Genomic DNA, 822 nt, shown 5'->3' on the forward strand with positions numbered 1-822 from the left:
GCTTCAGCGACACCGCCGCCTCGGCGATGAAGTAGTCGGAGAACGGATTGCGGCCCTCGCTCTCCAGGCGCTTGACGCGCGCCTCGACCAGCGGATCGTTCGGCGGCGGGAACGGCAGCTTGTCGATCATCACGCACTGCAGCGCGTCGCCCGGCACGTCGATGCCCTCCCAGAAGCTCTGCGAGCCGACCAGCACCGAGCGCGGCTGCGCGAGGAACTGCTGCAGCAGCTGGCGCTTCGGCATCGAACCCTGCATCAGCACCTGGATGTTGTCGCCCTCGGATTCGAAGGTGTCGCGCAGCCGCTCGCCCACCGTCTGCAGCGCCCGCAGCGTGGTGGTCAGCACGAAGGTGCGCCCGCCCAGCGCCCGCGCGCAGCGCGCGGCCAGCGCGGCGACGGCCGGCGGGTGCCCCGGCTCGTTCGGCTTCGGGAAGGCGGCGGGAATGTACAGCCGCGCATGCGCGGCGTAGTCGAACGGGCTGCCCACGCGCAGCGTCAGCGCGTCGTCGAGCCCGGCCGATTCGGTGAACCACGACAGCCGCTCGTCGTCGCCGAGCGTGGCCGACGTGAAGATCCAGGCGCGCGGCGCCGCATCCATCTGCTCGCGCAGCGCGTCGCGGATGTCCAGYGGCGACTCGACCAGCCGCGCCTGGTGCGGCGACAGGTCGATCCAGCGCACGCAGCCCGGCGCGGCCGGCTGCTCGAACTGCGCGGCCATGCGGCGGAAGTTCTGCGCCCGCTCCATCAGCTTCGAGAAATCCGGGGCGATCTCGCTGACGGTGTCGAGGCCGAGCTGCGCCGCCTCGCAGGCCTGCGCCACGC

General features: G+C 72.1%; 1 protein-coding gene. It reads right to left on the bottom strand.

Translation table 11 applies throughout. The features are described 5' to 3' along the window. Positions 1 to 822, bottom strand: an 822-nt coding sequence (locus AC1D01_RS37045; protein ID WP_477874851.1) for an ATP-dependent DNA helicase, incomplete at both ends; no start/stop codon positions are given.

The organism is Rhizobacter sp. P3_B12, assembly GCF_056402895.1.